This is a genomic window from Dyadobacter sp. 32, assembly GCF_902506755.1.
Taxonomy (GTDB): Bacteria; Bacteroidota; Bacteroidia; order Cytophagales; family Spirosomataceae; genus Dyadobacter.
In genome coordinates this window covers 1,586,218-1,610,784 of sequence record NZ_LR735258.1, presented here as the reverse complement: position 1 = coordinate 1,610,784, position 24,567 = coordinate 1,586,218, and the positions used below count along the sequence as shown (strand labels likewise).

Genomic DNA, 24,567 nt, shown 5'->3' with positions numbered 1-24,567 from the left:
ATCAAAATCATCGTCTGCGAGCGAGAGATTGTAATGCCTTTTGATCATGCGTATATGGGTGTTGTGATAATGATTGTCAAACGATTCATAAACGATCAGAAGGGATTTAGTATCTCGGGTTTGTTTCCAAAGTCTAATTTCGTTTTAAATATAGCGGTTTTGCGGAAGTTTGTGCATTCGCCAAGCACTAAGGCATGCAAATATCAAATGGCATGGTTTACGTTTTGCAAATCTGAGCCTGATTTTCTTGACCATACCTTATATAAAATCCCTGATGAATTTGATTTATTATCACGTCATTTCTTCGAAATGCAGGATATTTTCAGTGGGAAGCACTTTTCGGAAACACTTCAATCGAGAGATAAAACCGTTTTTGCCTTGGTTAAAATAAAAAAGGGATTAGATAAGCATCTAACCCTTTTTAAACCCTCCTCTGAATGACTGGCGTCATTTGCTGGTTTGGACGGCATAACGCACTGATGGTCACATCCGCGCAAAGATTTTTTTTGAAATTTCTGTCAAGCAAGTCGTTTACGTTAAATGAAGGCTTATTTCTTCATTTCTACCCCGGCTGCCACAGGGATAAATGGATAGTGTATCAATGTCTAATCCGGTAGGTCCAGCGAATCCATTTTCTGGCGTATCGCCTGCTTGTCCGCGGTGGTCTTAGCCAGAGAATGTGCGTGTTCAAAAATGCACTTTTGCGCGGATAGGATCAATGCCTTTATAGAGTACCCCAGGCAGAGAAAAATAAAAATGATTGGTGTTCATATTTAGTTTTTCGGCTTCCTGAATAGCAGCTTGTGCTCCGCTTATTTTGGATAAGGCGTAAATCCTGTCAAGCGCTGCAAACCGGGAATACACTACCTGCCGCTGCTGGTCATAAAGTCGAAGAATATTGTTCCATTTTTCTATGTTATCGGTTTTTACCGTGTATCGATACGCTATGGGGGCTTCAAGGTGATATCTGGAGATTGTATTTCCCCGAATTAAACTGTTGCGGGATTCGGAATAATAGCCCTCACTGTAAACCAGATACAAAGTAAGCACGACGGTTTCAAGTCGTTTTGTTATTTCAAAATTACCAGGAAACCGGACCTCTACTTTCGCGGAACGTAAGTTCTCTCAGGCACCGAATAACCTCTTGGTAATGGTTTCATTATTGGTCAAAAATGCATCGGCTATTTCGTTGATTCCGAACAGTATCCACAACGACAATGCTACTATTTGCGAATTATACCGCCTGTTCCAAAGATTCGGCTTTCACATAAATATATACGCCGATGGTTTCTTTTATGTCACCAAAGGGGCCGTTTGTCATGACATTATTGTGGCCAACAACCCGGCTTTCGTTAAATGAGCGTCCATTCCCACTCACAAATTTATTTTGAGCAGCAATCGAGCTAATCCAGTCCATTGCCTGCTTCATCCAGGTCTGTAATTGTTCGGGAGAGACAACTTTATTTCCATCCGCATGCCTGAAAATTAAAATGAATTTGTTCATTTTATTCAATGATTTACGGTTGATAAATAATTAAATTGCCTTCATGTCAATCGAAGAGACTTCATCTGGACAATGAATATCAAAAAAATATTTTTTGTTCTCTGATCACCTCTCTCAGTAACCAGGTTTAGAAATCAGCACATAACCAACTTCGCCAGACATCCGTGAAGGGTGGCTCCCGGATCAATCCAGTATACCTTGAGAGAAATCGGCCCGATTATTTTGATAGTAAATGCCGATGTGATGTAGGTTGATTTTTTTATTAAAATGCACTGAAAATGAGTATGTTATGCGGTGTATTATTTTTTTGCTCCCAACGGTTCTTTCGTATCAGTTTCACAGCCAACGACGGTTTCACACGATCCATTCCCGATTTATATTTTTATAAAACTAAGTTTTGAATAAAAGAAGCAACCTCAATTCACCGGTAGATAATGTAAATTAATTCCTTAATACAAATCATTTCAGAATGGTTTCTTATAATTTCTGTTGTTTTTTTGAAATATTATTGTTTCAATTGTTAATTGCCACAGTCCTACTTCCAGGTCAAATGTTACTTCCAGGTGTTTTTCGTTGGAAAATCCCTCATTAACATGCATTGGTTCTTAATAATTTTCGTTTCAGGGCTTATATATGTAATGTTAATTCTGCTAAGTCGACTTAATCTTATAATTTTGTATTAATAATTCACTAAAACTTAATTTGTCTATGAAAGTGAAAGCCATTAAATTCTTTTCTCCTGAGGAAAATGCTCCTAAGATTGAAAAGAGTGTTACGAAATCTAAACCCAAACCTGCCGGATATATATCGGGTACCGGGAAGTTGGTTTTTCCGGTTCCCGTACTTGAAGAACTGGGAATCGAGCCAGATGCAGCCTTCTTTAAGATTGGTTCACAGCAGGGAAAAAGAACACTTAAATTTCTTTATTTGATTCCTTCCTCTGAACAGACTGATACTTTTGCAATGGCAAAAAGTGGAAGGGGCTATGTAATTCCTTTGGCTATCATCCTAAAAAAGGGAGGTGTAGATTTTGAAGGAACTAAATATACTTTTGAAGTTTCGCTCTTTAATTATGAGGAGGGAGTAACCGGTTATGAACTAGCTATTATCAGTTCCGAACCAAAACCTGCGTATACAGGTAAGCCACGGGGTCGTAAGCCACGCGCTGCTACTGTTTCAGAATAGGAACCAGGGAAGTCCTTTGCCGGACTTCCCTTTTTTACTTGAATTTGTAGGTATTTGTTACCTCAATACTTGAATTTTTCTTTCTGCCTATATTTTGTCGAAATAGAAATTTCAACTGGATATATATGGGTAGATTTTCTTCTTTTGCTTCCTTCTTACAGGAAAAATGACTCGACTTTACTTGAGAATCGCTCAGCAACCTCATTAGGAATACAATAACTCAGTGAATGGGGTAATCCTTGATAATTGTTGTCTTCAATTCAACATTATTACTCGGATGATCATCACGGATGATCATATTGTCGTGGATATAGTATTATACGATTGTCAGAGCATTTTTAGTAGTTGTTAGCGAAAGAAGATGCACTTATGAAATGTCTAAAGATTTCCAGGGGTCTCGGAAATAATGGAAGTTTATTTAATCAATAAAGGTGGAATGACAATTTGCAATCACTTTTTTTCCTATAAAGTTTCCTTGAGATGGGCTTCTGGTTCTCTGGGATTCGTTGTTCTCCTGCTGATATTTCCTGTGTTCTCGATTGCGCAGAACTACGATGAAACAAAGGTACCTGAATATGTTTTGCCTGATATGATGAAAATGACTAACCGCAAGCAGGTTCGGAATATTGGTGATTGGGAAAAAATCAGAAGGCCCCAGATTCTCAGGTTGTTCGAGGATAATATTTATGGACAGTTTCCCAAATCCATGGATAGCCTGCGCTTCACAGTCACTGAAAATAAGTCCTCCATGGAGGGCAAGTCCGTTCTCAGGAAAGTGCTTATTCAAGTTTCACATCATGGTAAAACTATTGGAATTAACCTTACGCTTTTTATCCCGGTAAAGGCTGCATTGCCGGTTCCTGTGTTTGTCCTTATCAATAACCGCGGCGCAGAGAACACGGATCCCACACGCGATAAAAAAAGTGACTTCTGGCCGGCCGAAATGCTGATTGATAGCGGATACGCCATAGCAGCGTTTCAGGTGAGTGACCTGGCTCCGGACAACAAGGAGACTTTTTCAAACGGAGTTTTAAAGTTGTACACAGAGCAATTGTCCATGGATAACGGTATGAGAGCAATAGGGGCCTGGGCGTGGGGAGCAAGTCGGGTGATGGACTATTTTGAGCGGGATGCCGATATTGACTCAAAAAAAGTGACGGTGGTGGGTCATTCCCGTGGTGGAAAGGCATCTTTATGGGCAGCTGCACAGGATCAACGGTTTGCCATGTGTATAACAAATTGCTCCGGCAATACGGGCGCAGCACTGGCGAGAAGGCGATTTGGAGAAAGAATTGAGCGTATAAATACCTCTTTCCCCCATTGGTTTACCAACAACTATAAGAAATTTAACAATAATGAAGATTCTTTGCCGGTTGACCAGCACATGCTGATAGCCATGATCGCGCCACGCCCGGTGTATGCGACCAACGCCTCCAAAGATCTTTGGGCAGACCCGACCGGCACTTTTCTTTCTCTGAAAAATGCTGAAAAAGTGTACGACTTGTATCAGGCAAAGTCAACGCTACCCGCAAATCCACCGGTTAAAAACTATCCGATTATCAGGTCCGTGATGGGGTACCATAACCGGGAAGGGGAGCATAACATGACTGCCTATGACTGGATGAATTTTATTCGCTTTGCCAACTTTCATTACCAGAAGAAGAAGGGCTACGGAAATAACTAGCCGGGCGCAAATGGTTACAAGAATTGCCTTGCGTACTTGACGTAATCTGTGGAGGGAGGTTTAATGCCCTTATCACGTATGAGATATATGATTTGACCCCGGTGGTAGGTTGCGTGATTGATGACATGTATCAAAACATCCTGAACAGTATTCATATGTGGCTGTCCTGCCATGTTTGCATAGTTCAAAATTCCTTCAAAACCCGGATCGTCCATGGATGAAATAAGGTCCAGCCATTTTTGATCACTGGCAGACGTTTGTTCGGCAATTTCGTTTAATGTCTTCAAGTCCCATACCGGAAGATCAGTTTGACGGCCGACTGTCCGCCAGTACCAGTTTTCCTGCGCAAGGTAAATATGACTGGCAATGGATAGAATTTTATCTTCCTGAATATTTTTCTCCAGAAGAAATTCAACTACCGTCTCATTGGCCCAGTGATTGAACTTGAAAAGTTTGTAAAAATGTTCTTTCATCATTTTTGAATGTACTATTCTTTCAAAGCTGCTCACGAGCCAAATCTAACGCAGGGGATGAAGTTGCCTGAATTTCAGGGCAGCCTGAGCAAAAGGAATTCCGATGTCGGGCCCCTCCTCAATCATTCAATAGACGTAAATGGGATTCGTATATACCCAGGGTAGAAGTGTGCCTCTTAATGTGATCCGGGCAACAATCCGGTAATTCCCGGGCTTGTTGTCTGGAGAGAATTTGTATTCGTAACTATTGTCTCTGCTATCAATTAACTTGCCTGACCTGTACAGCTCAAAACGGACGGGAAATGGAGATACGGCTTGTAGTGAATATGCCTGCGAGGCTTGAATTGAATCGCCCAGAATTGCATTCAATTTTCCGTTTGCATCAGTTGCAAAGTACTGGAAACCATTCGCCTGTGCAAGGCTTTCGAAAGCAACGTAGGCATGGCCTTTCACCAATTCGTTTTTGAGTGAGCGGCTGGAAAGAGTATCTCCGAAAAGGTGCGTGTTGACAAAGTTGAAAGAATGAAAGTAGGTGTCCAGTTCCATTTTAAATGCCCAACCGGCCACGTCTGGTTTGGAGAGCAAAAGCTTTTCCTTCCAACCGGGTTTGGTAATGGAAAGTGTCTTGGCATTCGATCCCACCCACTCCACCCGGCCATCGGGTAAATATCTGGCCCGGATGCTTTGGTTGTTATGTGCATCCACTGCCGCCATACCCACTATCTTTCTATGATTGTTGAGTGAATCCCATAGGGACGTAATTTTTGTCTGCTCATCAAAAAGCTCCCTGTAGCTCCAATGTCTGTGCTTGCCGCTGTTAACCATGCCATTGATCAGAAAGCTTACCGGATTTTTTTCGTCCTTCAGGTCGGTATGGATGTTGTAAATCTCCATTCCCTGGTAATCTGCATTTCCCCAGTCATGATTTTCTTCCGAGTGAAGGTAAAATGCCATTCCGCCTCCGCCTACTACTTCTCTAATAATCTGATTCCTCTCTTTTTTCCAGTCGATAATCGTAGCTTTTAGAGGATTCACCATCATGGCTGCACCTGGCGACTCGGTTCCAGATTCAATTAGAATTCCATCAAACATGCCATGGATTCCTCTTGGGAAAGAATCCTGATCGGAAATTCGGTGATCGGCAAGGAAGATAAAATCCAGGCTGGCCTGTCTGGCGGCCGGAAGTATTTCGTTCAACTGCCCCCGGCTATCGTGTGATCTGTAGGTATGGGAGTGTAAAACACCCTTAAAGTCATGATTGCCGATGAACTGCTTGGGTTTTCTGTACGTTTTCCAGAGCTTGGTGCGATCCTTTTCCAATTCAGGATAAACGATGTATTTGTTCCAAAGCGGCTTTGCGAACACAACCAGAAGCAATGTAACAAAGATTATTGCTATCAGTTTGGCCACAAGGCCCATTGTTTTCCTGAATCCTCGCATGGTGTTCCTAGTGTTAATTTAATTGTTCTGACGAACCTGCCGGCATTATTTGACTAGCGCTCGTTCACACCGCAACAGGCACCGGTAAATATCCTTACAATGATTTCTGCAGGAATGTGATTGCCTGCTACTTCTACCCAGAAAAAGTGCATTTCTGAGCTGACGATTCTTTAAGGCCATTTCTGAATCTAGAACAAAGTTATCTATCTAAATAATGGTACATCAATACGAAGATTCGGGCTATTGAATGTGACTTCGTCGATATAAATTATTTCTTGCCAGAATAAATACTCCATTTACGTTGGCTACCCCTTTTTTACCGAAATGTCAGAACCTTTCCATTTGTTTGAATCTGTGACCTGGAAAGTCAGAATTTTAGCGCTTTATTCAATACAAATGCCTTGTTATCAGCGTAACAAGGCATTTGTATCGAATAAGTATTATGAATAGTTGCTAACGGTGTTAGCTTATTGAATGATTCCCGAATTCATGATTTCCCTCAATTCCAGAATGTTTTTTACGCCCAGTTTTTTGAAAATTTTTGCCTTGGAAATACTGACGGCGGATAGGGCCAGGTTGAGTGTTTGGGCAATGGCGGAAGTCCCCAATCCATTTTTAAGTTGATTGGCAATAAGAAGTTCCTTCGGAGTGAGGTTTTCCTTAAACTTGTCTTTCCCACCGATAACCTGATCGGCGATCATGATCAGTGCCTCGTGACAGATATAACGTTTACCCTGCAGCACCTGTTTAACACAACTTACGAATTCCTCCGGCTCCTGATTTTTAAACAATATTCCTAAGGCACCGTCGGTTAAAAACTTTACCAGTTGATAGTATTTAATCTGCGAGCAGTAGATTACAATGGGTGCTGTAACATTCTTATTCATGATCTGCTCCCATGTTCTCAAATTGATCTGGTCATCGTTGGTCAGGCCAATCATGATCAGGTCAGTCGATGGGGATGAGATGTTTTCTGGCAGGACAGTCTCATGCTTTGTTTCAAAAAAATTAGAATTTTTGAAGTTGTCTTTAATAAGATGTTTTATACCCATTCTGGATATAAAATGATCGTCAATTATTTTTATGTTCATTAGGTTTCTAGAATTTCTAAGCTTGCCCTTTATTTAGTTAATCAATTTGTTTTCCTATTACTTTATGGAAGTTTGGTTATTCATCGTTTCATTGTTTTTGTCAAATTTGTAACCAGTTTGCGCCTTAATTGCGATAGGTTTTTTTGACTCAAATATGTTTTCATCTGGAAATTTCGAAGTCATCCGAAGTATTTAATTGGTCTACAGTTAATTCTATGAGTTAAATAAGCTATTAAAATAGTTTTATACGTTGAGTAGGTAATATTAACGAAAATAAGTTTAATAAATTGGGTAACACCCGACCAGGTATAACATAACTTGACCACCTATTTATTTACGGTAAGTCTTTTATTTAAAATGGCTCCGTTCGTGTCTACAAGCTGTATGACATAAATGCCTGCTGGTATTCGGTCTATGTTAATTTCTTTCAATGTCATGGGATTGCTGAGAACAACAGACCCGGCCAGGTTCACAATGTTCACTGATTTTATCCGGTCGAAATTGTCCGGCTTATCAAGTTTTATCCAAATGGAGTTCACTGCAGGGTTAGGATAAACCGTGACCGCTGTGTCAAACTTGAATTTTATTTGCACGATCCGACTGTATGCGAAACTACCATCCCGATCAATGATCTTCAACCTGTAAAGATTTTCACCTGCTGAAGGATGCTCGTGAATCAGTGAATAAGATAAAGGTGTGGTGCTTTCAAATGCCGCGTTTACCGTACCAATATCCAGCCAATTTTTACCGTCAATACTGTGTTGCACATCAAAATAATCGCTGTTAACTTCTGATGTCGTGTTCCAGGAAATAGCAGCAGTTTGTTCTTGTTTCGATACCTCAAACTTTGCCAGCGTTACGGGCAATGGGGTATTCCAGCTCAGCGCATATTTTGCAGAAGTTCCCTGTACCCCCGCTGCATCCACAAATGCATAATCGAAATTATCACTGGAGTAGTTGGCACTCGATATGGTCATTTTGAAAAGAGAAGGACTAAAATCCTCACTAACAACGGTGTTTAAGGTTGATATTTCCTTGTCGCCGTAATACAAGCGCCCGTTTTCGGGTAGCCTGGAAATAACCACCCTGCTTCCAGAACCACCAAGTGTCTTATCCTCCTTGTCGAATCCGCATAGAGCAGGAGCGCCTTTGCTGCCGTCAAGAGTGATAGGAGAATTGACTGTCGGGGTGGGTATCGAGCGGTTTTGTGGGTCTGCTTTGGGTATTTTATTTATTCCAAAATTAAGGTTGGCTACATCCTCTTTTTTTATTGTAAACGCAAGTTCGCCATCAGCTTTTCCATCGCTTCCTTTATTTACTCCGTGATTTTCTCCGGTATTTACCCACAATCCTGATAAAGGTAAGGCGGGCGTATTACTTCCGTTGGCTGTAGTATGAAGCACTATTTTGTAATCGTCAGCGGTATACCTGGCGGAAAAAAAGTATGATCCGTTCTCGTTGACTGGCTGCGTCTCCAATATAGCCGTGCCCTGTACCAGACTGACATAAACCGGTTGGTCCTGATCTTCGAATTCATCGATGTCGGGCCCATGAACCCCGGGACCATCTACTTTATTTTCATTTGGTGGTGTACCCAGCATGCCGTTTGCATCGTTGAAGACATTTCCTGCAATACCATAGGTTGCATAGAAGGGAATGAGCACCTCCGCAGGTTCGGAATAACTATCTGCGGCATCCCTATGGCTGTACTTAAAGGATACGGTCATTGTTCCGTCTGCGGGGTCTACGGTTAATAAGGCTGGGTCGTAGTTTACAATGATCTGGTTTTTTTGCACTTCCTGATCGTCATAGTAAAGTTGCCCTTTCCCCGTGGCAGGAATGGATGTGATTTTTATGGTGTTTGTCTTGCTATCGCCATTGTATTCGATGTCCTCCCAGTCGGTGCCGGTAAGTGTAGGCACAGCAACTCTATTCTTGCCATCTGGATTGGGGCGGGCTTCTGCTGTTTTCGGATCACTTTCCGGAATTCTGTTAATCCCAAAGTTTGCATTCGCTATGGCTTTGGTGGTGTTGTCCAGTTCAATGGATAGTTGACCGTCAACCACGCCGTCGTTTCCGGCAACGGAGGGTACGCCTATGTTTTCTCCCGTATTGATCCAGTCAGAAGGAAGTTTGGGTTTTTTGGAGCGACTGTCGTTCGTTAAAACCAGGGTATACGTAGAAGTATAGTCCGGATTCGGTATATCCTGAAAAATATACCCACCATCCGCGCCCACATCCGCGGTAGTAACAATGGAGTTGTTGCTAAGCAGATTTACATGTAAGATCCCCTCTAGATTCGTTCCGGCGTTATTATTACCGGCGTTCGGGTTTACCTTTTGATCTTTAAGCGCATTTCCGTCGTCATAAATATTTCCTGAAATATCGGGAGTGTTCATTGAAAAGGCCATCAACCATTGATCTCCGGAGAATTTATCATGCGCACTCCAGCTGGATCCACGTCCATCGCCACGCACATATATTTTAAAGACCAGCGTGGTGATATTGCGGCCAGTTACACGGATTGAGCCCGTTACAGCACCACTAGAAGACAATTCGTCAATCGCTACGCTTTCGTTCAGGATTTTATTGTTCTCTACTTTCAGCGCCTTACTACCCGATAATTTTGTCAACCTGATATCCGATCCGTTTTCCAGCTCAAGCTCCGTAGAGAAGCCAAGTTTATTCTGACTGGTAAATGCTTCACCCAGCCCGACGAGGTGTAGCACGGGGTTGGACACGGCGCGGCTGAAATTCAGTGTTATTTTACTGTAATAATATCTGCCATCATTGTTTCTGTTTTCAGAGTGTAAGGGTTCGACTGTAGTAAATAAATTGAAGCCATGATTTATCTGAACATCCATTCCCTTGCCCATTTCTCCGACTGGGTTTGAGGTGAACATATTCGTTGTGGGATTTGAAATACTATTCAGTGAACTCCAGACAGGCTGTGCTACAACAGACTTGCTGTTGTCATTCACGCGTCCACCAAAAAAACATCCTTTGAGGTCCTGAATTCCTCCTGCATGATTGAACTGCTGGTCAGAAAAGGAGGCTGTTATTGTAATTTCCGGGTTGAAAGCCTCAAATGAATTATCTGAAATATTATGATCCAGTCTGGCCCTTACGTAAGCTGCTTTGGGGCCGGATGGGATACTGCCTACATAGCTTGACTGAGATTGTTCGAGTTGCGTTATTTGAGCACGAGCATCTGGTAGGATTGAGAGGCTTAACCCAACTGATGTGAGAAATAGGGGTAGGTAGGTACGGGGTTGGAACCTCTTGGTCCATTTAGGTAAAAAATAAGTAACGTAACGAAGGTAAATCATATGATGTTGAGTTGTACTATCAAAATTACTAATCGGGTTTGTTGTGTATCGCTTGATCCGGATGCTACTTAGCTGGGTTTTCAAAATGAACTTCGTGTGGTTTCTATCGCAACTAGCCGATTAAGCAAAATAATGTGGACTCTATTTTTATTAGACCTGATGCAATCGTCCCGGTTGCAGAGTCTATCATTTGAAAGTTTGTGTGTGTTATGATTTCCTACCTGAAAAAAAATTCATCACATTCCGTATCAGGAAGTCCAAAGGCTTAGAAGTATTTTTGATCATTGACATAATAAAATGATCCAAATAATCTGTTGCTTTGAGAATTATCTTATTCAAGGGTTGAAAATTACCGGTATCAGGCAAATATTTCAACCGTTTTGGGGTCAAATGGGATCAGAGGCCGGGCCGATCTTGGAAGTGCAATAGAAATTTTAATAGTAAAATATTGATTATTAATGTGTTAATCGAGCTTTTCTGTGTACCTAGAGCCGGTTTTGGGTATTGCCGTTTGGGGTAATTTGGGGTGTAGTTATTTTGTAACGGATTGTTTAAAACAAAGGTCAGGCCTGGTTAAGCCCTATTGTAGAAATGTAGAATAATGTTCTGAGGCAGTTTTGGCAGGATTGTTAATTATTTCGGGTAATTCAATACTTAGTTTGGTAATAGGTTTTGCCGCCAGGAGAAAAAACTGTTGACTATTCTCAACTAGAAATTGGTTCATGATGCAGATTGCAGATATAGCCGATTACGCACCTGGCATAACAGTGGATTTGGTAAACCATAGGTTAAGATTTCTGAATCGTTGATTAGTACCACAGAATATCTTCTTTGTCGTTTTATAATCGATCAAATTCCTCAATCTTTGCAGTATATAGAAGGGGTAGAGGCGTTCGGCGGCTTGCGCCCATATTCAATGAACTTTGATCATGGCAAAACACAGCAAATTACATAGTGTTTTTTTTAATAAATGTCCCCGTTGCGGAGAGGGTGATTTCTTTATTGCAAAAAGTGCATACAATCTTCGGAATTTCGACAAAATGAACCGTAGCTGTCCTCATTGCGGAGAAAACCTTGTACCAGAACCGGGTTTTTATCAGGGGGCTCTTTATATGAGTTATGCGTTTTATGTGGCATTTATGCTTATATATTTTCTTTCCTATAACTATTTCTTCCCGGAATACCTGGATTACTTCCTGATCAGCATAATACCGGTGTTGATCATACTCACACCCTATTTCTACCGCCTGGCGCGTCGTGCGTGGCTGGCCATTTTTATCAAACCTTTACAAGAAAACGTCTGATTGGTTCTCGAAATCCTGTCAGGCGGACGGAGAATATGTGTGGAAGGTACTTTTTACTGTCTCTGCGTAATCATTTTTTTTCGAAAGACCTCCGGTGGCATTCCTGTCTGCTTCTTGAAAAATTTGGTGAAATACGATTTGTCCTCAAATTTGAGTTGAAAGGCTATTTCAGATATGCTTAGACCCATGTTGACCAATAGCCTTTTTGCTTCCAGTGTTATCCTGAGCCTTATTACTTCCCCGGCCTGCAAGCCCAGGTGTTCTTTACAGAGGGCATTGAGGTGATTGGGGGTGATGGCGAGCAGGTCTGCATACTGCCCGGGTTGTTTTAAATGCATGAAGTTTTTTTCAATCAATTTCTGGAAGTTTTTAAGTGTCAGATTTGGTTGAGGTAAGGAGCGATCTGGTTCCACACCATTCTTTGTTTGTTGTATACGGATGAATATTTGAATTAAAATAACCCGTATCAGATCCTCACGCATAAGGTGTTCGCTACCAGATTGAACCACAAGGTCTTCGAATAGTAATTTTACTTTAAAGGCTACTTCTTCGGGCAGATTAATGACGCTTTGTTCAGTGACTCCGTTCAGAAAGTAAAAGCTGTCCAGATACGCTGGCCTTAATAGAAATGATTGGAAAAAATCCTGAGAGAAATTAACAAGGTAACCGCTCATAGTCTCTGTGAAATTCCATTCATGCACCTGTCCCGGAACCATAAAATAAATTTGGTCCGACTGCACTTCAAAGTTGTTGAAATCAATGGTATGCGAACCTGCACCGGCAGTAAAATATACCAGATGGTAAAAGCTATGACGATGTGGAAAAACCAGATTCTGGTGTTCCAGCAGATAATCAGCAAATCGGCTGACCATAATATGCTCCTCCTTGTTCTCGGATAATGTGCATATGTCAAACTTCGGGATCGTTTTCAGCATCAGTTACAGGGCGTTGGTCATTTCCTTTTGACTTGGAGTGCAAAGTTCAGTATTTGGAACCTTATTAGAAAACCCGGCAACGGTATATCTGAACTTGTCCGGACTTTTTCAACCGTACAAAACGATATCTCAAATGTTTCAGATGAATTGCACATTTTCGGCATTACTTCTCAAAAGGCTACTTTTTTTTGCCTGTATTCTATGTATAGCCGGGTGTGGCGGTACTGTTGCAGGCGATGATCACGATAAATACCGTGTTGTTTATAAGGGTGATCATGGTCCCGGATTAGGCAAAAATATCGTATTCATCGCTACGGATCATGAATACAGAGGGGAAGAGTCACTGCCGGCACTGGCACGTATTCTTGCAAAAAACTATGGATTTACCTGTACGGTAATATTTGCTCTGGATGAAAAAGATTTTATACTTCCTGGTGGCTCCAACGTGAAAGGTCTCGAAGTTTTAGATAAGGCGGACCTCCTCGTTATGTTTATGCGCTTTGCCAATTTTGAGGATGAGCAAATGGAACATCTGGACAAGTATCTCAGGCGGGGTGGACCTGTCATCGGTTTCAGGACATCCACACATGCGTTCAGTAATCTTACCAATAAGAAATGGGCGCATTACAGCTGGGATTACAAAGGAGAGCTATCTGAGTGGAAGGATGGATTTGGGGAGTTGGTACTGGGTGAAACCTGGGTCTCACATTATGGCACCAATCACAAGCAGTCGTCCAGGTTGATCATTGAGGAGAAAGAGATGGGACACCCTATTATGAAGGGAGTAAGGGACATGTGGGTGCAATCAGGTGCATATACCACTTACCCCAAAGGGACCGTGCTGGCACGTGGCGAAGTGCTGAATGGCATGACCCCTTCTTCCAAGCCAGATGATACTAAGGAGCTTCTGCCAGTAGCATGGACCCGAAGTTATCAACTTCCTGGGGGTAAGAAGGGCCAGTCGTTTGCCACTACACATGGTGCTTCTGAGGATATTTTGAACGACGGATTTCGGCGTATGATTGTAAATACGGTCTTTTGGATCAGTGGAATGGAAAAGGAAATCAAACCCGATTTGAATATTGATTTTGTGGGACCTTACAAGCCTACAACCTTCAACTTCAGTGGTTACAAGGTCGGCGTGAAGCCTTCGGATCTGTCTGGTTGGGATTCGCTGATCATGCCTGGTGAAGTGATGAAGAAGGGAAAGTAGTTTGAAATACGCTGCTTTCCCGGTGGTGGTGACAAGCAGTTGCGCAAAGGTATTATCCCGCGAAGCAAGTATTTATTTTATATAAAATAAAATTTTATATTATCATTCGGATGTTATGGTATTTTGTTTAATATTGTAAGAAAATAGGAGACATTATGCTGGAACAGGAAATTGTAAGGAGGCCAAAGTCCGGAAAGACGGCTAGGTCACCCTTTCGGGAATGGTTGGGTTCCGTTTTGTTTGCAGTCGTTGTGGCAACCATCATCAGGTGGTTGTTTTTCAGTGCCTTTGTTATTCCTACCCCGTCGATGGAGAATACGTTGCTGGTTGGAGATTATTTGTTTGTGAGCAAATTGCATTACGGTGCCACGACACCTGCCACCCCTTTGCAAATTCCATTGACTCACCAAACCATATGGGGTACTTCTCTTCCGTCTTATCTGGATTGGATAAAATTGCCTCAAATGAGGTTGCCGGGTTTCTCGGAGGTAAAGCGGGGCGATGTCGTTGTTTTTAATCTGCCGGTGGAGCATCCCGACTTATATCAGAAATATGGAAATGTTCTGCCCGATCTTAAGCCCCATCCGGTAGACTTACGTACCAATTATATTAAAAGGTGTGTAGCGCAGGCTGGTGATACGTTACAGGTTATCGACGGTCAGGTTGTCGTTAACGGAAGCCGCGTCGTGAATCCTGTCCGTATGCAAAATGAATATTTTGTATCCACTACCGGCCCGGTCAATGAAGTCAATATATTCAAAAAGAATGGCGTAACTGCCTTTTCAAGTTACACCGAAACATTTGGCGACACGATTTCAGCAAATGACGAATTTTGTTATATCCTACACACTACGGAAACAATTGCAGAAAAACTCCGGACCTATGCGTTTGTAAGAGGAATCAGCCGGATCCATTCAGCGAAGGGGCAGGCAGAGCCATTTTTGTTTCCGGCCACGAGCGGATGGAATAAGGATCAGTATGGCCCGTTTATCATTCCCCGGAAGGGTTTGGAAATCAACCTTTCGCCTGGTAATGTTTCACTTTATGGGGAGGTTATCAAATTTTATGAAGGTAATGATGACATCACCGTATCTGATAGCGAAATTAAAAGTGGGGGTGTGATTTTAAAATCATACACTTTCAAACAAGATTATTTTTTTATGATGGGGGATAACCGCCATCAGTCAGCCGATTCCCGTTATTGGGGCCTTGTGCCAAAGGATCATGTGGTGGGCAAAGCAGTATTTGTATGGATGTCGATTGATCCCGATCCTACGCGTTTTTTTCATAAAATCCGTTGGGATCGGTTGTTCAGAGTTATTGAATAGCCTGAACAAATAGAGTCCGTCTCCTCAGTGGAAGACGGACTCTATCATGAAATTATTTTCCCGATACTTATCAATCTTCTTGGGAGAAAATCAAAGCGGTATACGGAGGTAAATGCAACGAAGCATAATGATGACATTGGTCGTATTCGCCTTCCATTGTTTCCAGATCAAATACCGCCTGATCCGAAAAATCCGGGTCGTACTCTGCGAGATCGCTATTGAATCGGAGATGCCATTTGCCCCCTCGTGGTAGTCCTACTTTATAATCTTCAAAGGTCTCGTGTGAGAAATTAAACGCGACTAGCACACTGTCCTTTGGCCCCTCATCAGCATAACGATGAAGCACAAGGACTTTTTTATCGTTGTCTTCTCTCAGGATCTGAACATGTTGTCCCTGTAAGCCTTTGGTTACGCCAAACCAGTTACGTCTCAGATGAATGACATCACGATGAAGGTTAGCGAATCCGCTGAATTTTTCCAGCCTCGACCAGTCAATCGGGTCGTTATCTGAAAACCATTTATCCGCAAGCAAAGGTTGTCCCTGAAACACCATCGGTATGCCAGGCGATGTCATTACCAATACCACGCCCAGTGCCGCTCTCTTTTTAGAATACCAGTTATTCACATCCCCGTCTGCAATTTCTTCTGCCACTCTGGCCTGGCCATTGGCTACTTCATCGTGAGATTCGGTATAGATTATGCGCTGAAACGAGTCCAGGTTATAGCGCGACTGCACTGCCTCGGATACAGAACTGATGTCCCTGTCGGAGTCATTAGGTGTGATGATGGCGTCCCGCACAGCATGAACAAATTTTGCGTCCCACTGAGATCCATATCCCATACCTCCGTTCTCCACAGAATTGGTGATGAAGTCCAAAGAATGCATGTCTTCCGCGATGGTAATGTGGTTGGGAAATTGCTCAGAGATATCCTTGTTGATCCATTGCATCAGCGTAATGCCTTCAGGGATGTCGTTGCCTGGATTGCCGTCTGCTTTCACATTCCGGATGTAAGGCACCATGTCCATTCTTAACCCGTCAATATGATAATCTCGGAGCCACATCATCGCGTTTTCATGGATGTAGTCGCGAACTTCCTTTCGGCCGAAATCCGGCCTTGTACTGCCCCAGGGCGTATCGGACTTCCAGTCATTGTAAAAGTAAATACCACCCCCATCGTTTTCATGCCATCCATCAAACTGCCAAAGATCCATATCGGATGGACCGAAGTGGTTGTACACCACATCAAGAATAACCGCAATTCCGGCTTCGTGAGCAGCTTTTACGAAATTTTTAAGTCCATCCGGGCCTCCATAGTCCGACTCTATTGCAAAAGGGTTTGCGGGATTATATCCCCAGGATCTTGATCCTGCAAACTCAGAACAGGGCATTAATTCAACAGCATTGATTCCCAGGCCCTTCAGATAATCCAGTTTTTCTATAGCCGTGTAAAGCGTACCCACCTGGTCTTTTTCTTTGGCATTAAACGTACCGATATGCAGTTCATAAACTACCAGTTCGTGCCATGCCGGAATGTGAAACACATCCCCATGCCAATCGAAGGCACTCTGGTCGTAGATCACGCTATTTCCGGCCGAATTGGTCATCTTTAAAGCATACGGATCGTTTCTTTGCAGATCTCCTGCCGTGGTTTTAAGGTAATATTTATATTCATCATCAACTTTTGCATCGCTTATCAAATTGCCCCAATGACCGTTTTCTTCCTGAATAAGGGGATGTGCGTCCGGGTTCCAGTCATTAAAGCTGCCTACAACAGAGACTTGTTCAGCATGCGGTGCCCATACCCTGAAAAAAACACCTTCTTCGTGGCATGTGGCTCCCATTCCTTCAAACTTCGTTGCAATTTCTGTGTCAACTTCTGATAATTTTTCCATGTAAGCTTTTAAAGATTATGACTAGTTTTGAGGTACAATTATGTTTTAAGGTATACTCAAAATTTGTGCCAGCTTTTTGGTGTACACTTTTGGTGATCATACGGACAATTACATTTTTCATCAACCCGTTAAAAATATATGCTTCTCTCAACAGAAGACGACCGAATCAGCACGCTCGCATTGGTACATACGCCAGGAGTGGGGGCGGTAACGATCAGGCAGCTCATCAGCTATTGCGGAGGTGCGGCCAATGTTTATAAATCAGATTTTAAGAAGCTGATCAAAATCCCTGGAATTGGTGACAAGGTTGTTCGGGAAATACTCAAAAAGGACAAAATTGCATTTGCAGAAAAGGAGTTGGAAGATTGTGAGAAGCAGGGGGGCCGTTTACATTTTTATACGGATGGTGATTATCCATCCCGGCTAAAAACCTTATATGATGCACCGGTCGTGTTATATTCCCAGGGGAATTTTAGCTACAATATGCAGCGGACACTGGGTATTGTAGGCACCCGGCAAATCAGCGAATATGGCAAATCAGTGACAGAAGCCATAATTAAAGAACTGGTACCCTACAAGCCCCTTGTGGTGAGCGGCCTTGCATATGGAGTTGATATTACGGCACACAGAGCTTGCCTGAAAAATGAAATTCCTACCATTGGTGTGATGGCCGGAGGACTGAACGCGATTTACCCGGCAGCGCATAAAAAGACTTCCAGGGAAATGATGGAATCGGGTGGCTTGGTAACTGAAAATGCCATGGCAACCAAACCCGAGTTTATGCGTTTCCCAGCCCGGAACCGGATTATTGCCGGTCTCAGTGATGTTACGATTGTAGTGGAGTCGGCAGCCAAAGGAGGGAGCCTGATCACAGCTGAGTTTGCGCAGAATTACCATCGAGAGGTTTTCGCGGTTCCGGGTAGCTTGAACAGCCCGCACTCCGAGGGGTGTAACCAACTGATTCGTGACCAAAAGGCTATTATTTTTACCTCGGTTAAAGATATGGCTGCTTCCATAGGATGGCACTTGAACGAAAATGCTGATGATCGAAATCTTACTGAATCTTCAACCTCAGCTCCACCTAGTTTTGAGGGATTTACATTGGATGAAGGGCAGGTGTTATCACTTTTGAAGAAAAATGGGCCCATGCAGGTGGATGAATTGAGCTGGCAAAGTGGGATGCACTTTAACAAATTAGCGAATCTACTTTTGAACCTGGAATTTCAAGGGATGGTTAGGTCATTGCCGGGTAAGAAATATTCTCTCATGTAGGTATCACAAAAGTCTATGAGCGTAAGTACCATTCAATTGATTAAAAAAGGGGAAGGATTGAACATTGAATTTAAGCGCACCATTGATAGTTCCTTTAAAATTGCCAAGACAATTGTTTCTTTCGCCAATACATCGGGCGGGGTGTTGCTTGTGGGGGTAGGGGACAGCGGGGAAATTATTGGTGTAGATTCGGAATTGACAGAATTGCAAAAGCTTGAGAGGGCCTGCCGCGAATTGTCTGAACCTCCGATCTCCCTGGGATTCAGGTCGCTGGTTTTAGACGGGAAAAATATTCTAAGAATTGAGGTAGAAGAAAGCCTGGAAAAGCCGCACGTGGCGATTAATGAAAAAAATCACCACACGGTTTATATCCGGGTAAAAGACAAAAGTGTTCCTACACCCAAGTTGCTGGTACAAGTGTCGGAAAATGTTGATCTGCAAAAGATCCTAAACACACGACATGTGAAAACCCTTATTCAATTTCTTCGGGAAAATGATACGGTTACGGTAAAGTCCTATGCCAAAATGATTAACATTTCTGATAAACGTGCGGAGCGAATGTTGAATGACCTGGCTGAGAAACAAATCCTTTTAAAAATATCGCTCGGTAAGGCAGGACTTTTCAGTCTGAAACTTCGGAATAACTGATTGATTATTTCCAGGCAAATACGACGCATGCCGATGTATTTATTTGCTAAACAAAAGCCGAAATCATTGAGGCAGGAATCTGATCCTTCTCAATTGATTTCGGCTTTTACTTATTTTATAAAATTAGTTTGAACGGTGCCTTCGGCTGGTTACGCTATCCCAACCAGCTCCAGCTCAAAAATGAGATCCTGACCTGCAAGGGGGTGATTGGCGTCCAGAATCACGTGCTCGTCGGTGACTTCCCTGATCACAACCTGCATCACCTGGCCATTACCCTCCTGATGCATATTTAATGTTTCTCCTACTACAAGAGGAACCTCGTCCGGGATTTGATTCCTTGGGAAATCGATAATCATTTCCTCATTGATGGGGCCATATGCATCCGCATTGGGGATGTGAACCGTTTTTTTATCACCTATTTCCATGCCGGTTACCCCGTCGTCAAAACCTTTGATGACCATTCCGCTACCCAATTCAAAAGACAAAGGCTCACGACCTTCGGATGAATCAAAAAGTTGTCCATCAGGCAAGGTGCCTTTATAATGAACGAGAACTGTATTTCCTGCCTGCGCCTGCTTCATAGTTTTTATTTGATTTATGTTATTTACCGAGAGCGGAAAGTAATCGTATTATGTCCTTATACGGGCCTGCTAATAAGCCCGGGCAAAAACAACCCTGCCTGTCGAAGGTTTACCAGAGTAGATGCAAACCCCTGTTTCTTGTTTTTGGTTCAAAGGGATGCACCGTATGGTCGCTTTCGTCTCTTCTTTGATTTTTTCCTCAGTTTCAGAAGTCCCATCCCAGTGGGCAAGAATAAACCCGCCTTTGGATTCAAGCACTTTATTGAATTCCTCAAACGTGTCCACACTAAAGGTATTTTCTTCACGGAAGGCCAACGCCTTGTCATAGATCGATTCCTGAATGTTATCCAGTAATTTGGAAATATGGTCGGCAATGCCTTCAAGACCAACCGTTTCTTTTGTTTTAGTGTCTCTCCGAGCCACTTCAACCGTTCCGTTTTCCAGGTCCCGGGCACCCATGGCGAGCCGTACGGGTACGCCTTTCAATTCGTACTCAGCAAACTTATAGCCAGGCTTGTAAGCATCATTCTGATCGAATTTTACACTGATGCCCAACTTTTTAAGTTGCTTAGCTAAATCATTGGCTTTCTCGGCTATGGCAGCCAACTGTTCTTCATTTTTATAAATTGGTATGATCACAACCTGGATTGGCGCCAATTTGGGAGGAAGAACCAATCCCGCGTCGTCCGAATGTGCCATAATCAAAGCACCCATAAGCCTGGTACTGACTCCCCAGGAGGTTCCCCAAACGTATTCCAGTTTCCCATCCCGGTCCTGGAATTTTACATCAAATGCTGCCGCGAAATTCTGACCCAGGAAATGGGAAGTACCGGCCTGAAGTGCCTTCCCATCTTGCATCAATGCTTCTATGCAATAGGTGTCCACAGCTCCTGCGAACCGTTCATTCGCAGTTTTTACACCTTTCAGCACCGGCAGAGCCATCCACTCTTCCGCGAATGTTGCATAGACATCCAACATTTGCTTGGTTTCCGCCACGGCCTCGGCCGAAGTGGAGTGAGCGGTATGTCCTTCCTGCCAAAGAAATTCTGTAGTGCGTAAAAACAACCTTGTGCGCATCTCCCAGCGGACAACATTGGCCCATTGGTTGATCAGCAACGGGAGGTCGCGGTACGATTGTACCCAGTTTTTGTAGGTGCTCCATATGACCGTTTCTGAAGTGGGACGCACAATCAATTCCTCCTCAAGTTTCGCTTCAGGATCAACAATCACTCCTTTTCCATCCGGGTCGTTTTTGAGCCGATAATGTGTAACCACTGCACATTCCTTAGCGAAACCTTCTACATGTGAGGCCTCTTTACTCAAGTAGGATTTAGGAATAAATAAAGGGAAGTAGGCGTTACTGTGGCCGGTTTCTTTAAACATATCGTCCAGGGCACGCTGCATTTTTTCCCAGATAGAATAGCCGTAGGGCTTTATGACCATGCAGCCTCTAACGGCGGAGTTTTCGGCCAGGTCGGCCCGTTTTACCAATTCGTTGTACCATTCGGAGTAGTTTTCACTTCGGGTAGGCAAGGCTTTACTCATTATTGGGATTAATTTTAAATAAATATGGAGTTTTCCGTGGTCAGTAACCAGCGGTTTTTTGAATTTGCAAAGATAGTTTTTTATGTTAACTTTGGAATTAATACCACTTTATTGCTGTTTCTTTACTAGTTGCAAGAAATATCAGGTATATTAGCAACAAACATTTAACCGTTTTAAGCCATGTTAATAAATAAAACAAAATATTTGTCACTGTTGGTGCTCGTTGGAATGGGAGGTTGCACAACCAATCAGTACATATCCGGGTCCGGTGCGGGATATGATGACCTATACGGTGGAAATTCAGGTCCGGCTCAGGTGGAACGAAAGAATGTAGATCCCGATGATTCCTATGCCCGATCCAATAATCCGGATTATCAGCAGTCTTACGAGAATACGCAGGGTACTGCGGATTATTATGATGAATCCTATCTGGCTGCGTCAAGTGTAAAGCGTGCGGTATCCAGCGAGGTAGGATATAATGCTGGTTTCGTTGATGGTTACAATCAGGCTACACGGTTTTCCAATCCTTACAATAATTTTGGTTACAACGGATTCGGTTCGTTCTTCCCCGGTAGCAGCATGAGTTTCATGTTCGGAATGGGTCGTGGTTTCAGAATGAGTCCTTACATGGGTTTTGGAATGGGTTCTATGCTTGCTTACGGATACTCGCCATGGGGATATGGAGGTATGTACGACGCTTTCGGTTATAGTCCGTTTGGATATGATCCATTTGGATACAATAGTTTTTACGGCGGTGGATTCGGCATGTTCAACAATTACTACGGTGGTTACGGATATGGTGGTTATGGAAGGCCTGTGATTGTGGTCAATAACTACGAACGTCCGGGTCTGACGCGTTCGTTCGGTCCGCGCACGGCAACTAGTGGAAACGCAAGAAGAGCCGATCGTTACAACAACGGGTTTGTGAATACGCCACGTTCCAATGTCAACTCCGGAAACGGTAGGCGTTCCGCAGAATCGGTAGATGGATCTGATTACAGATCTCCAAGATCTAATCGTTCTACCGGTTACAGTTCTGGCCGGGTCAATGCGGAGGCTTCAAACGCTTCACGTAGCGGCAGAAGTTATAACGCTGGTGACGCGAATAATACCTACTACGCGCGCCCAAGGTCGAATGCTTCCAATTATTCTGCAGCGGAGGGAGTACGCAACTACACTGCACCTAGGTCCTCAAGAAGCGCTGGCGCTTATGACGCATCAGGAACAGCTCCCGCATACAGAGCACCGGCAAGAAGCCAGTCGAACTATAACTCGGCTCCTTCCAGAAGCAACAGTACTTACAGTTCACCAAGCAGAAGTACCGAATCTTACAGGGCACCTGCGCGTAGTAACAATACCTACAGCGCGCCAACGCCTTCATACAGCGCACCGTCAAGAAGCTACAGTGCACCAAGTGGTGGAGGTTCTTCTGGTGGAGGAGCACGTTCTTCGTCACGTGGACCAAGATAATTGACAATAATTCTAGAATCGAAATATTTTGACCCTGCAAAATGTCATATTTTTGCAGGGTCTTCGTTTAATATCCAGTAATTTTAATTAGATAATAATCAGCCATGCAAAGAATAGTCATTGGAATTGGGATGCTTTTCGGTCTGTTTTTGTCGGTTTCAGCTTCCGCACAATATGCATCTGACATGTTTAGATATTCAGAGATAAATCAGGCGGGATCGGCACGTTTTCAGGCCATTGGAGGCAATCACGCCTCACTGGGTGGAGATCCAAGTTCAATTAGTGGAAACCCGGCCGGTCTGGGATTTTATAACCGATCCGAATTTACGCTCAGTCCTGTATTCACCAATGTAAATACCAACACCAATTACATTGATCAGATGACCTCTTCAGGTAAATCGACCGGTGGCCTTACGCAGGCTTCTCTGGTCATCACAAGTCAACCTGGCTTTCAAAGGAAATGGAAGAGGACTTCGTTAGGGATTTCATACTCCAGACAACAGTCGTTCCAGAATTCATTTAATTACAGGGGACTGAATAACCGCAGCGCATATGTGGATAAGGTTGTGGAAGATGCTAATAGATTGGGCTGGACAGCGGCCGATTACGATGATGAGTATGATGCCAATGGTGGTAGATATAATTTTCTGGATGAAGCTTACTTTGGCCTTCAGATGATCTATCCTACTACGGCAACAGGTAAGACCTATGTTCGGGATGACCGCGATAAACCCACCAGACAGGACGGGATTTTTGATTCCGAAGGATCACACTCTCAATGGTCAATCTCCTATGGCGGAAATTATGACGATAAGCTGTATGTAGGTGGCTCAGTAGGTTTTACGGGCGTGAAATATTCCTTTATGCATTCGTTGCAGGATACATACGTGAATGGCACCGTTTTTAGAAGTTCTGTTCTGGATGAAGATTTTACCGTGAGATCCAATGGGATTAATGCGACCCTGGGCGTCATATACAAGGTGTCACCAATAGTGCAGTTGGGCGGATCCTTGTCCACACCCACTTTTGCACGAATCAGCAGTGAAATTTTCAACCAAAATGTACGTGCAGATTACATAGCCGGCTCCATTAAGAATGAGCAGGGGCAGGATGTTGGGCCAATTGATACAGATATAGCTTTGGAACCGAATGAGTTTCAGTATTCTATGACAGGCCCGTTCAGAGGCTCCGCAGGCGCTACCTTTTTTGTTGGGAGGAGTGGATTTATTAGTGGAACCGTTGAGTATGTAGGATATTCCGGTATGAGAGCTAACTCATCGTACTATCAAAACAGCCAGCAAAACCAGGGCTTTAAGGATGAAACAAAATCAGAGGTGCAGGATCTTTACCGAAATGTGGTTAATGCAAGAGTTGGGGGAGAGTATCGGGCCGGAATTTTTAGGGCACGGCTTGGTCTGGCATACCTTTCAGATCCGTCCAAGGAAAAGTTTGATGACATTAAGCGGGATAAATTGATCTATTCGGCGGGATTAGGTGTCCGTATGAATCGTTTTTTTGCTGATATAGCGGGCACATTTTCGAGCTTTCAATCCGCCTACACGCCCTACGTATTGCAAAATCAACAGGATTATTCGTCTGCCGAAATCGACAATAAGATTACGAATGTGGTTCTTACCGTTGGTTTCTTGTTCTGAAAACTTGGCTGCTAAG

20 protein-coding genes are annotated in these 24,567 nt (G+C 43.2%); 10 read left to right on the top strand and 10 right to left on the bottom strand.

Features of this window, described 5'->3' with window-relative positions:
* Window positions 1-54 precede the first annotated feature (54 nt).
* Window positions 55-441, top strand: coding sequence for a hypothetical protein (locus DYADSP32_RS06480; protein WP_149243482.1), 387 nt, complete (start codon window positions 55-57; stop codon window positions 439-441).
* 246 nt (window positions 442-687) lie between these two features.
* On the opposite strand, the gene DYADSP32_RS06475 is transcribed toward DYADSP32_RS06480, so the two are convergent.
* Both DYADSP32_RS06475 and DYADSP32_RS06470 read right to left on the bottom strand, forming a co-directional pair.
* The gene (locus DYADSP32_RS06475) at window positions 688-1,050 is read right to left on the bottom strand and encodes a hypothetical protein (protein ID WP_149243483.1); all 363 of its coding nucleotides are present in this window, start codon (window positions 1,048-1,050) and stop codon (window positions 688-690) included.
* A 184-nt stretch (window positions 1,051-1,234) separates the two neighbouring features.
* Window positions 1,235-1,504: a YciI family protein gene (locus DYADSP32_RS06470; RefSeq protein ID WP_149243484.1), complete on the bottom strand. Its 270-nt coding sequence runs from the start codon at window positions 1,502-1,504 to the stop codon at window positions 1,235-1,237.
* Between the two features lie 708 nt (window positions 1,505-2,212).
* On the opposite strand from DYADSP32_RS06470, the gene DYADSP32_RS06465 reads away from it, so the two are divergent.
* Together DYADSP32_RS06465 and DYADSP32_RS06460 are read left to right on the top strand one after the other, a co-directional pair.
* On the top strand, window positions 2,213-2,689 hold the full coding sequence (locus DYADSP32_RS06465; RefSeq protein ID WP_149243485.1) for a hypothetical protein: 477 nt from the start codon (window positions 2,213-2,215) through the stop codon (window positions 2,687-2,689).
* A gap of 436 nt (window positions 2,690-3,125) precedes the next feature.
* On the top strand, window positions 3,126-4,373 hold the full coding sequence (locus DYADSP32_RS06460) for an acetylxylan esterase (RefSeq protein WP_414617570.1): 1,248 nt from the start codon (window positions 3,126-3,128) through the stop codon (window positions 4,371-4,373).
* Window positions 4,374-4,387: 14 nt separating this feature from the next.
* On the opposite strand, the gene DYADSP32_RS06455 is transcribed toward DYADSP32_RS06460, so the two are convergent.
* The 4 genes from DYADSP32_RS06455 to DYADSP32_RS06440 form a co-directional block, all read right to left on the bottom strand.
* A complete protein-coding gene (locus DYADSP32_RS06455) occupies window positions 4,388-4,849 on the bottom strand; it encodes a DinB family protein (RefSeq protein WP_149243486.1) in 462 nt (153 codons plus the stop codon).
* 123 nt (window positions 4,850-4,972) lie between these two features.
* Complete coding sequence (locus tag DYADSP32_RS06450; protein ID WP_149243487.1) at window positions 4,973-6,286, bottom strand: hypothetical protein; 1,314 nt, start codon at window positions 6,284-6,286, stop codon at window positions 4,973-4,975.
* 467 nt (window positions 6,287-6,753) lie between these two features.
* The gene (locus DYADSP32_RS06445; RefSeq protein WP_149243488.1) at window positions 6,754-7,377 is read right to left on the bottom strand and encodes a response regulator transcription factor; all 624 of its coding nucleotides are present in this window, start codon (window positions 7,375-7,377) and stop codon (window positions 6,754-6,756) included.
* A 326-nt stretch (window positions 7,378-7,703) separates the two neighbouring features.
* On the bottom strand, window positions 7,704-10,706 hold the full coding sequence (locus DYADSP32_RS06440; protein ID WP_149243489.1) for a T9SS type A sorting domain-containing protein: 3,003 nt from the start codon (window positions 10,704-10,706) through the stop codon (window positions 7,704-7,706).
* 929 nt (window positions 10,707-11,635) lie between these two features.
* Between DYADSP32_RS06440 and DYADSP32_RS06435 the strand changes: the two genes are divergently transcribed.
* Complete coding sequence (locus DYADSP32_RS06435) at window positions 11,636-12,010, top strand: DUF983 domain-containing protein (protein WP_149243490.1); 375 nt, start codon at window positions 11,636-11,638, stop codon at window positions 12,008-12,010.
* Window positions 12,011-12,063: 53 nt separating this feature from the next.
* On the opposite strand, the gene DYADSP32_RS06430 is transcribed toward DYADSP32_RS06435, so the two are convergent.
* On the bottom strand, window positions 12,064-12,945 hold the full coding sequence (locus DYADSP32_RS06430; RefSeq protein WP_149243491.1) for a helix-turn-helix transcriptional regulator: 882 nt from the start codon (window positions 12,943-12,945) through the stop codon (window positions 12,064-12,066).
* A gap of 133 nt (window positions 12,946-13,078) precedes the next feature.
* On the opposite strand from DYADSP32_RS06430, the gene DYADSP32_RS06425 reads away from it, so the two are divergent.
* Window positions 13,079-14,158, top strand: coding sequence for a ThuA domain-containing protein (locus DYADSP32_RS06425; RefSeq protein WP_414617569.1), 1,080 nt, complete (start codon window positions 13,079-13,081; stop codon window positions 14,156-14,158).
* Window positions 14,159-14,313: 155 nt separating this feature from the next.
* A complete protein-coding gene (lepB, locus tag DYADSP32_RS06420; protein WP_149243492.1) occupies window positions 14,314-15,486 on the top strand; it encodes a signal peptidase I in 1,173 nt (390 codons plus the stop codon).
* 70 nt (window positions 15,487-15,556) lie between these two features.
* On the opposite strand, the gene DYADSP32_RS06415 is transcribed toward lepB, so the two are convergent.
* Entirely contained in the window at window positions 15,557-17,380 is a 1,824-nt protein-coding gene (locus DYADSP32_RS06415; protein WP_149243493.1) for an alpha-amylase family glycosyl hydrolase, read from the bottom strand.
* Window positions 17,381-17,518: 138 nt separating this feature from the next.
* Between DYADSP32_RS06415 and dprA the strand changes: the two genes are divergently transcribed.
* Entirely contained in the window at window positions 17,519-18,652 is a 1,134-nt protein-coding gene (gene dprA / locus DYADSP32_RS06410; protein WP_149243494.1) for a DNA-processing protein DprA, read from the top strand.
* A 15-nt stretch (window positions 18,653-18,667) separates the two neighbouring features.
* Window positions 18,668-19,300: an ATP-binding protein gene (locus DYADSP32_RS06405; protein ID WP_149243495.1), complete on the top strand. Its 633-nt coding sequence runs from the start codon at window positions 18,668-18,670 to the stop codon at window positions 19,298-19,300.
* Between the two features lie 149 nt (window positions 19,301-19,449).
* Here DYADSP32_RS06405 and DYADSP32_RS06400 read toward each other — a convergent pair whose 3' ends face one another.
* Window positions 19,450-19,881, bottom strand: coding sequence for an FKBP-type peptidyl-prolyl cis-trans isomerase (locus DYADSP32_RS06400; RefSeq protein ID WP_149243496.1), 432 nt, complete (start codon window positions 19,879-19,881; stop codon window positions 19,450-19,452).
* Between the two features lie 69 nt (window positions 19,882-19,950).
* Window positions 19,951-21,426: a proline--tRNA ligase gene (proS, locus tag DYADSP32_RS06395; protein ID WP_149243497.1), complete on the bottom strand. Its 1,476-nt coding sequence runs from the start codon at window positions 21,424-21,426 to the stop codon at window positions 19,951-19,953.
* 180 nt (window positions 21,427-21,606) lie between these two features.
* Here proS and DYADSP32_RS06390 point away from each other — a divergent pair, with 180 nt between their 5' ends.
* Window positions 21,607-22,896 (top strand): hypothetical protein, encoded by a 1,290-nt coding sequence (locus tag DYADSP32_RS06390; RefSeq protein WP_149243498.1) that lies wholly within the window; start codon window positions 21,607-21,609, stop codon window positions 22,894-22,896.
* A gap of 185 nt (window positions 22,897-23,081) precedes the next feature.
* Window positions 23,082-24,551: a hypothetical protein gene (locus DYADSP32_RS06385; RefSeq protein ID WP_414617568.1), complete on the top strand. Its 1,470-nt coding sequence runs from the start codon at window positions 23,082-23,084 to the stop codon at window positions 24,549-24,551.
* Window positions 24,552-24,567 lie beyond the last annotated feature (16 nt).

Coding starts and splice junctions, on each gene's coding strand:
- DYADSP32_RS06440 (WP_149243489.1), bottom strand. CDS start 10,706: ATGATTTACCTTCGTTACGTTACTTATTTTTTACCTAAATGGACCAAG.
- DYADSP32_RS06450 (WP_149243487.1), bottom strand. CDS start 6,286: ATGCGAGGATTCAGGAAAACAATGGGCCTTGTGGCCAAACTGATAGCA.
- lepB (WP_149243492.1), top strand. CDS start 14,314: ATGCTGGAACAGGAAATTGTAAGGAGGCCAAAGTCCGGAAAGACGGCT.
- dprA (WP_149243494.1), top strand. CDS start 17,519: ATGCTTCTCTCAACAGAAGACGACCGAATCAGCACGCTCGCATTGGTA.
- DYADSP32_RS06385 (WP_414617568.1), top strand. CDS start 23,082: ATGTTTAGATATTCAGAGATAAATCAGGCGGGATCGGCACGTTTTCAG.
- DYADSP32_RS06455 (WP_149243486.1), bottom strand. CDS start 4,849: ATGATGAAAGAACATTTTTACAAACTTTTCAAGTTCAATCACTGGGCC.
- DYADSP32_RS06430 (WP_149243491.1), bottom strand. CDS start 12,945: ATGCTGAAAACGATCCCGAAGTTTGACATATGCACATTATCCGAGAAC.
- DYADSP32_RS06390 (WP_149243498.1), top strand. CDS start 21,607: ATGTTAATAAATAAAACAAAATATTTGTCACTGTTGGTGCTCGTTGGA.
- DYADSP32_RS06405 (WP_149243495.1), top strand. CDS start 18,668: ATGAGCGTAAGTACCATTCAATTGATTAAAAAAGGGGAAGGATTGAAC.
- DYADSP32_RS06445 (WP_149243488.1), bottom strand. CDS start 7,377: ATGAACATAAAAATAATTGACGATCATTTTATATCCAGAATGGGTATA.
- DYADSP32_RS06465 (WP_149243485.1), top strand. CDS start 2,213: ATGAAAGTGAAAGCCATTAAATTCTTTTCTCCTGAGGAAAATGCTCCT.
- DYADSP32_RS06415 (WP_149243493.1), bottom strand. CDS start 17,380: ATGGAAAAATTATCAGAAGTTGACACAGAAATTGCAACGAAGTTTGAA.
- DYADSP32_RS06470 (WP_149243484.1), bottom strand. CDS start 1,504: ATGAACAAATTCATTTTAATTTTCAGGCATGCGGATGGAAATAAAGTT.
- DYADSP32_RS06480 (WP_149243482.1), top strand. CDS start 55: ATGGGTGTTGTGATAATGATTGTCAAACGATTCATAAACGATCAGAAG.
- DYADSP32_RS06425 (WP_414617569.1), top strand. CDS start 13,079: ATGTTTCAGATGAATTGCACATTTTCGGCATTACTTCTCAAAAGGCTA.
- DYADSP32_RS06400 (WP_149243496.1), bottom strand. CDS start 19,881: ATGAAGCAGGCGCAGGCAGGAAATACAGTTCTCGTTCATTATAAAGGC.
- DYADSP32_RS06460 (WP_414617570.1), top strand. CDS start 3,126: ATGACAATTTGCAATCACTTTTTTTCCTATAAAGTTTCCTTGAGATGG.
- proS (WP_149243497.1), bottom strand. CDS start 21,426: ATGAGTAAAGCCTTGCCTACCCGAAGTGAAAACTACTCCGAATGGTAC.
- DYADSP32_RS06435 (WP_149243490.1), top strand. CDS start 11,636: ATGGCAAAACACAGCAAATTACATAGTGTTTTTTTTAATAAATGTCCC.